Below are 7,812 nucleotides of genomic sequence, written 5' to 3'. Positions count from 1 at the left end.
CCGACAAACCCAGACACCCGGCGGCCCTCCGCGACCACCGGGCACCCAGCCCTGCCCACACCCACCCTGACCAGGCCATATTTACGCGTCAGAAGTGCCCTTACAGACCCCTTACAGACTGTCCTCGGCGACCTGAGCAGCGATCTCCGAGAAGTCAACGGCGTTCCAGCGTTCTGGTCGCATGCTGATGGCCACGTTTCCGGCGTGTGTCTCGTGGGTCGCTTTGAGGAATGCCGCCACGCGCTCCGGTTCCACATAGCGTCTGACGATCTGGTTGTGCTCGCCTTCGGTGATCGGCACGGTCTCGACCACGGGCCCTTCTACCGAGACATAACGTAATCCTTCGGCCTCCTGGACACAGAGCGAGAACCGTCCAGCTTCGGCGATGAGCCGCGCCTTGCGCGATCGGGGTGAAGTGAACAGCTTGACTTCGCCGCCGGGTCGGTAGTCATACCAGATCGGTGTGGCCATGGGGGCCCTGCCTGTCTCGGCGGCGACGCAGAGCACCCCGAGATGCGGCTGGGCAAGGAATTTTTCTCGCTGTTCTGAGGACATCTTGTGAGCCACCATTACTCCCCAATCAAGATAAGTCTGCTCCCCATACCTGGGATTCCTGGGATTCCTGGGATTCCTGGGATTCCTGGGATTCCTGGGATTCCTGGGATCTTGTCCGGCGCGGTGTCTGCCGCGTGTGCAGAGGTTCACGGCGGCCGACGGGCCGACGGGCCAAGGGCAGTGAGCCGCCCCGATCGCCCTCTCCACTTCGTGTGCATTCCACCGCCGACTCTCGGCACGCGGGGCCGGACAGGGGAACCACGCCTGTGAGTGGACAACTCACAAGACCAGCCCAGACCCGGAGCACCGCCTACCCAACGCTGCGACCGAGCTTGTTCGGAAGCCGCGCCGCGACCATCGCGGCCGAAACTCCCGCGCTCCGACGCATACGTTCCCCTTCGAGTCAGATTGCCTGTCCTGAGCATCACCACGGGGAACCGATGGCATGGGTGAAACCGCCCTGACGGGTGGCCGTGAGTGCGCCGGGGGCGCTCCAGGGGAGCGGGCGGCGCTCGCCCCACGGCGTCGGTACGCAGCCGAGCCAAGCGGATCGATCAGTTCGTCCACTCCTCACGCTCGGTCTGCCGGCGCTGCTTCCACAGGCGCAGCAGCTCGTGCGTCTGGGAGTCCAGGGAGACGGTGCGTTCGCCGCTGTCGCTCCTGGGGGTGTCCTCCCAGACCGCGTGGGAGGCGGTGACGAGCTGTTCGCTGATCCGCTCCGTCGGCCAACGCCTGTTTCGGGGTGTTGAACGTTGCCGTGTGAAATTCGCCAGAGCGGTGGTCAGGCCGGGGACGGCGTTGAGCCGCGAGAGCCGTCTGCGTTCACTGGTGCATCGTCGTGGTGGGCCGGGCCGAATACCTCGTCGGCGCCATGCGGTTCTGTGCGCGGCTGCTGGTTGAGCGTGTGGCGCAGTATGGAGGAGTGCCGGTAGACCTCTTTGCGGGCCCGCATGATGTTGCCCAAGGGAGTGTGCTCGGCGGTGACCCGCCACGGTGTGAAGGACAGCGCGTCCATCTTCTCCAGGTTCTCCGGGCCGGAGATGTCCTGTTGCGGCAAGTGCAGCGTGGCCACCGTGACGTACGGGGAAAGATGCTCGGGCCACTCGATTGTGGTGTCCTCCACCGGCATCCGCTCCAGGTCGGTGCAGAGTTGCACCTGGATGTCGAAGGCGTAGGGCCGCTCCTGCAACTCGGCTTCCAGGGCCGGACGGTAGACCTCCGCTGCGGAGGTCGGGTCGATGGTGCGCCGGACCACCGCGGCGGCGGAGTGTGGGTCGGGCGCGATGCGCACTTTGGCGATGTAGTCCCCGTGCCTGACCGCGCCCATCGTCCAGTAGGTCGACAGCAGTACGTTGGCCGGGGAGATCTTGGACAGGTACAGGAAGGCCAGGAACTCGTCCCATGCCCAGTTGTCCTGGTCCAGGGTTCCTTTTCCGGTCACGAAGTCGGCGAAGAAGCGGTGCGCACCGGTTCGGCCTTGGGAGAAGTAGGTCGGCGCGTTCAGGAACAATTCCTGGATGAACAGGTAGTGCTTGACTGTGTTGCAGAAGAAGACGGGTCCGTTGATGTTCGTGTAGTCGAATGTTCTTGTGTCCGGCTCGTCTTCCAGCAGGGTCGGGCCGGGGATGTCGAAGATTTTCAGCGCCAGCCCGGTGGCGCTGCCCAGTCGGGCGTCGGCTCCGGCGTGGGGCGAGCCGTTGGAGAAGCGGATGAGGGCGTCGTGGGTTCCCGGAGTGGCGTAGATGCCTTGGGCGTACTCGGGGGGAATTCCGTCCAGGATTTCCACCTGCCCTCGGATCAGTCCGTAGCCCTTGGCGTGGGCGTCTCGGAGGGCTTGTCCTGTTCCGCCGGCCTTGACGGACTCGGTGATGTACCTTTCGGTCTTCTCTATCACCGTCCGCAGGTTCTGTTCGAAGTGCGGTTCACTGTCTTCGATGTCCGGTGTGTAGCGGACGAACTGTGCTGCCATGGCTTCGACCTCTCCATGGAGAGCGGGTGGGGCCTCAAGGGACGGGAATTGCTATCAGTCCTCCAGTCCGGCGAGCCAGCGCAGGGCGCGCAGCCCCGGCAGAAAGCAGTACTCACCGCCGCGGGTGACCACGAAGCTGGGCAGGTTCCGCAGGCGACGCCGAACCGGCCTCTCCGGGATGGTGACCGTGCCGGTTCCGCCGTGACGTCCGGCTACCGGGTCCTTTTCGCCGGGGTAGCCGATGAAGTTTCCGTCATTGACCCACTCGGCCTTGATGAATTCAAACTGTCGTTCCAGGTGGGCCCCGAGGAAGAAACCGACCAGACCCCGGTCCCTGCCGTCGTCCTCCAACACGCTCTCCGGAAGGGGCGGACCATAGGTGGTGCCGCGGCGGATGAGCCGGTGCATCCGCGCGTCACCGATGATGGTGGAATCGCGAGGGTTGGTGCGCCGGATGTGGGCACCTGCGGGGCACCGGAACCCTCGGTCGTCGTTCTCCCGGTACAGGAAGTTGTTGTTGCGCCGCGGATCTTCCGCCAGCTCTGGATCATCGTGCTCCGGCGACAGCGTCAACGGCGCCCCGCTCGGCCAGCGCCCGACCATCTTCGCCGCCAGGAGTGCCTCGTCCTCGGCGCTGGAGCTGTTCGCGCGCAGGTACCGGCGCCAGGCCGCGACGTTCGTGTGGATCTTGCGGACGGCCACGTAGGTCCCGTTGCGCCCCAGCACATCGGGGCTGGGCATGGGCGGCAGGTTGCCCGTCTCGTCGGGGTAGCCAAGGATGAACTCGCCGGCCTTGATGGGGAGTTCCTGCGGGTTGGAGCCGGGCAGTCCAACGCCCTCGATGTTCGGATGGCTGATGCCGTCACGGAACCCGAAGGTAGTCCGCCCGGTCGGGAGCTGGCGGACGTCCTGCTGCCAGATCACCTGGACACCGGGCGTGTCCTGGTAGGCGACACGGGCTTGCTCCAGCTCCTTGTCCAGCTGCGCCGCATCGGAGGACAGGGCACTCAACGCGATGTGAACGTCCTCCGTGCCGAACGGCCTCTCCCAATGGGCCGGCGCACTCTCACCGAGGTCACCGATCAGCTCCGCCCGAGCGGCCATGCCCTCGCGAAACGCCCGCGGAAAGCTGTCCAGCGATTCCTGCGGCACTCCCAGGGCCTTCAGCCCCTGATAGGTGAGCGCCACAGCCACCCAGGCATCCCGTCTCGGGTCCACCTCGGGCAGACCAGCCGCGGTCAGCGGGAGCAGCCGCCGCAGCAGGGCACGCCCGGCGTGGCGGTCATCGACGCGCAGGAAGATGTACTTTCCCTGGTAAGGCACGGGCCGTGGGCGCAGTGCTCCGCTCTGGATGTCGTCGATCTCGACGCGTACGACGCCCGCGCCGCTGCTTCCCGTCGTGTTCATAGTGGTTTGTGCTCCACATCGGTGTCAGCCTGGGCGCCCCCAAATGGGCGGCCCGCGCCCGCCGACGCGGTCCAATGATGTTGGGTCGGCCGGGAGTTGTGGTCATGTCGTTCCAGGCCACCTAGCTCGCGGCCACCTCCAGCAGCTTCTGGAAAGCAGGCGTGGACACCAGCTCCGCATTGGCCGGGTTCTCCAGCGCCGCCCGGAACTCGGAGGTGTCCAGCACCTCCTGGAACGCGTCGTCCACACGCTGATCCTTGAAGATCTGCTGAACGGTCAGATCGGGATAGGCGCTGACGAAGACCCCCGCGGGCTCCTGGTGGGCGAGGAACCATTCCTTCACCCCTGGGTCGTGGATACCGGGGAACCCTTCGCTGTGCGAGAAGACCTTGTCGAAGCGGGCCCCGACCACCGTCTTGGCGAAGTCGTCGATGTAGGTGTCCCAGGAGCCGTCGAAGACGCTGGCGAACATGAACCGGGTGTCGTTGTCGAAAATTACATGGCGTGCGTCATGCAGCGTGCCGATCTGGCGCACTGCCGCATGAACCCTCTCGTCATCCGCCGCGTCGGCGAGCGTGGCGAGATCCGCACGCAACGCATCGGCCTCGCCTGTTTTGATTTTGGTGAAAACGGTGAATTCGTTGCAGACGCCATCCGTCTTGCCCGGGTGTTCAGGATGGGCACGCTGGGCCGCGTCTGATGTCGGAGTCATGATCAGGTTCTCCTGCCACGGATCGATTCGAGGGCCGTCAAGCACCCCGATATGAGGTCCCATGGCCCTCACCAACAATCCTGAGCCCGCCTGTGCCGCCCCGCATTCCGGCAACGGCTGGTGTGATGAGCCCATGGCGGATACAAAACCCGGCCCGGTCGGAACGGGTTCCGTCCCGGGACGACCCCACCACGTACCGTTTACGCGGTGTGCCCGCAGGCAATCGTCAGGCCGGGATCGTCTCAACCCGGGAAGCTCCTGAGGACAGGTCCGTATAGCGCAGGAAAATGGAGTCGGACCTGCCGAGCAGGCCGTGTCACCCTCTCGGGCAACCGTCTCCCACGCCACTCCGTCCAAGAGTCGCGTCGGCTGCCCGTAAGCCGGACGGTACGGCAGGACACTCGGCTGCCGTCTGAAACTCGACTGGGCTCAAGGAAGCCGCACCGCGGGCTGGCTACTGGGGCTCTCGGCACTGGGGCAGTGATGGGGCGCCGAAATGGATGGGCGCGATCGACCGCCTGCCGCCGGTCTCCGTGCCGGACGCGAGGCCGTCCAGAGGCGGAGGGTGCGGAGGGGCGACGATGGCGGTCGCGCTGTCGACATGTTCGTCGAAGGCATTCATGGCTTCGACGGGCGTTGGGTCGTGGCCGGCGTCTCGATGGCGAGACTGGCCGGAGCGTGCCCTGGCCCGCACAGCGCACGGCCGGCACTGGGTTCGATGCGCGCATCGCCCGCCGCCGAGTACGCCGCGCCGCGCAGCGTCCAGAAAGGCACCAGCCGCGCAGCGATGCCTTATGCGTTGCGGGAAAGCTTCACCAAACTCCCGTACCGCACGATCGGTGCAAAACTACCCAAATCACCCATCGTTGCGTTCCCAGGATGTTCCCATCGAGCACACAAAGGCCCCTCCGTGGCGTCAGCGATGGGACCATGCAGCCTCTGACCTGCTGCTTCTTTGAGCCCCCTGTCGGATTCGAACCGACGACCTTCGCTTTACAAGAGCGGCGCTCTGACCAGCTGAGCTAAGGAGGCATGCGCGTGTGCGCCACTGCCGTGCGCGTGCGCGCCACAGCAGTGTACCCACCTCCCTGAGGCGCCCTGTCGAAAATTTCCGCGAAGTTCACAGTCCCGCAGGTACTGACAGATCAGGGAAACGCCAGGTACCGTCCTGACTCAGTTCACTCCGGTGGACTACACCATCCACCTTCCTACTCGGATCGTCCGGCACGTTCCTGCCGGTAGAAGGGGGCCTACGCGCCATGGCCACTGTCACGTTCGACAAGGCGACCCGGATCTACCCGGGTTCCGAGAAGCCCGCCGTCGACTCGCTGGAGATCGCGATCGAGGACGGCGAATTCCTCGTTCTGGTCGGTCCGTCCGGCTGCGGCAAGTCCACCTCCCTGCGCATGCTCGCCGGCCTGGAGGACGTCAACGGCGGCGCCATCCGCATCGGTGACCGCGACGTCACCCACCTGCCGCCGAAGGACCGGGACATCGCCATGGTGTTCCAGAACTACGCGCTCTACCCGCACATGACGGTCGCCGACAACATGGGCTTCGCGCTCAAGATCGCCGGCGTCAACAAGGCGGAGATCCGCAAGAAGGTCGAGGAGGCCGCGAAGATCCTCGACCTCACGGAGTACCTGGACCGCAAGCCGAAGGCGCTCTCCGGTGGTCAGCGCCAGCGTGTCGCCATGGGCCGCGCCATCGTGCGTGAGCCCCAGGTGTTCCTCATGGACGAGCCGCTGTCGAACCTCGACGCCAAGCTCCGCGTCTCCACCCGTACGCAGATCGCGTCCCTCCAGCGCCGTCTCGGCATCACCACCGTCTACGTCACCCACGACCAGGTCGAGGCCATGACGATGGGCGACCGGGTGGCCGTGCTCAAGGACGGGCTGCTCCAGCAGGTCGACTCGCCGCGGAACATGTACGACCGCCCGGCCAACCTGTTCGTCGCGGGCTTCATCGGCTCCCCCGCCATGAACCTGATCGAGGTGCCGATCACCGACGGCGGCGTGAAGTTCGGCAACAGCGTCGTCCCCGTCAACCGCGAGGCGCTGAAGGCCGCTTCCGACAAGGGTGACAAGACGGTCACGGTCGGCGTCCGCCCCGAGCACTTCGACGTGGTCGAGCACAACGGCGGCGCCAGCGCGTCCCTGGCCAAGGACAGCGCGGACGCCCCGGCGGGCCTCGCGGTCTCGGTGAACGTGGTCGAGGAGACCGGCGCCGACGGGTACATCTACGGCACCGTCGAGGTCGGCAGCGACCAGAAGGACCTCGTCGTCCGCGTCAGCAGCCGCTCCGTCCCGGAGAAGGGCGCGAAGGTGCACGTCGTGCCGCGGCCGGGCGAGACCCACGTGTTCTCGACCTCCACGGGCGAGCGCCTCTCCGACTGACGGCATCCGCCGGAACAATCCCCGGCAATTCACCCAGGTTGACGAAGAAGGGCCCCGCAGGTTGCCGCGGGGCCCTTCTCACTGTCGCGAAATACCCCACCGAACACCCGCATTTCGAGCAGTGTGCGTCAACGTCCCACCCGGAAAAAGCCACTTCCCCGTCCCCCGAACCGGTGACCAAATGTCGCCAAATCATCACCGGGCGCTACCCTCACACGCGTGAAGCACTCCACCACCCAACAGACGCGACGCGGTCACCGGGGCCCCGCCCGGCGTATCGGCCGCACCCTCGCCCTAGTCCTGCCCGTCGTCCTGGTGCTCTCCGGGACCCTCGCGGTCACCCGAGTCAACTGGTCGGGGAACCCCTCCAACTCGGTGCTCACCGCGTCGGACGTCACCTCCGCGAGCGGCTCCCTGCGGGCCGTTCCACGCACCCCGCAGGACGTCCTGCGGGACCAGTTGATGGCCGAGTTGCAGGAGAAGAACCCGGGCACGGTCCTCACCCACCTCCAGCAGGCCGTCAACGGCCGCCCGTCGCTGGCCAGGCACTGCACCTCCATCGCCCGCTCCCTCGGCCAGGCGGCCGTCCGCATCTACGGCGCCTCACGCGCGCAGTCGTACGCGCGCCCCGTCTGCGACACGTCCTTCGCCTCCGGCGTGCTGACCGCGCACAGCTGAGCCGCGGCACCGGCCGGGCGGGGGGGCGCGCCCGGGGCCCGGCCGGCCCGGCCCGGCGCGGGGGGGGGCGCGCCCCCGCCCCCCCCCCCCCCCCG

General features: G+C 66.6%; 6 protein-coding genes and 1 tRNA gene. 2 read left to right on the top strand and 5 right to left on the bottom strand.

The window, feature by feature from the left end:
* Nucleotides 1–111: 111 nt before the first annotated feature.
* The 5 genes from ACFC09_RS45520 to ACFC09_RS45500 all read right to left on the bottom strand — a co-directional run bounded on the left by ACFC09_RS45520 (nucleotide 112) and on the right by ACFC09_RS45500 (nucleotide 5,675).
* Entirely contained in the window at nucleotides 112–555 is a 444-nt protein-coding gene (locus ACFC09_RS45520) for a pyridoxamine 5'-phosphate oxidase family protein (protein ID WP_376539015.1), read from the bottom strand.
* 781 nt (nucleotides 556–1,336) lie between these two features.
* Nucleotides 1,337–2,524 carry a catalase family protein gene (locus tag ACFC09_RS45515; protein WP_376539014.1) on the bottom strand — a complete coding sequence of 396 codons (1,188 nt, stop codon included), beginning with the start codon at nucleotides 2,522–2,524 and terminating at the stop codon, nucleotides 1,337–1,339.
* Nucleotides 2,525–2,578: 54 nt separating this feature from the next.
* Nucleotides 2,579–3,931: a Dyp-type peroxidase gene (locus ACFC09_RS45510; protein ID WP_376539012.1), complete on the bottom strand. Its 1,353-nt coding sequence runs from the start codon at nucleotides 3,929–3,931 to the stop codon at nucleotides 2,579–2,581.
* Nucleotides 3,932–4,052: 121 nt separating this feature from the next.
* Complete coding sequence (locus tag ACFC09_RS45505; RefSeq protein WP_376539010.1) at nucleotides 4,053–4,706, bottom strand: hypothetical protein; 654 nt, start codon at nucleotides 4,704–4,706, stop codon at nucleotides 4,053–4,055.
* Between the two features lie 895 nt (nucleotides 4,707–5,601).
* Nucleotides 5,602–5,675: transfer RNA gene (locus tag ACFC09_RS45500), tRNA-Thr, on the bottom strand.
* Between the two features lie 227 nt (nucleotides 5,676–5,902).
* Here ACFC09_RS45500 and ACFC09_RS45495 point away from each other — a divergent pair.
* The gene (locus tag ACFC09_RS45495) at nucleotides 5,903–7,039 is read left to right on the top strand and encodes an ABC transporter ATP-binding protein (RefSeq protein ID WP_376539008.1); all 1,137 of its coding nucleotides are present in this window, start codon (nucleotides 5,903–5,905) and stop codon (nucleotides 7,037–7,039) included.
* Between the two features lie 219 nt (nucleotides 7,040–7,258).
* On the top strand, nucleotides 7,259–7,717 hold the full coding sequence (locus ACFC09_RS45490; protein WP_376539006.1) for a hypothetical protein: 459 nt from the start codon (nucleotides 7,259–7,261) through the stop codon (nucleotides 7,715–7,717).
* Nucleotides 7,718–7,812: the final 95 nt, after the last annotated feature.

The sequence above is a fragment of the Streptomyces sp. NPDC056161 genome (assembly GCF_042268025.1).
Taxonomy (GTDB): domain Bacteria; phylum Actinomycetota; class Actinomycetes; order Streptomycetales; family Streptomycetaceae; genus Streptomyces.
Note: the sequence above shows the minus strand (reverse complement) of the source record. Positions and strands in the feature narration are given on the sequence as shown.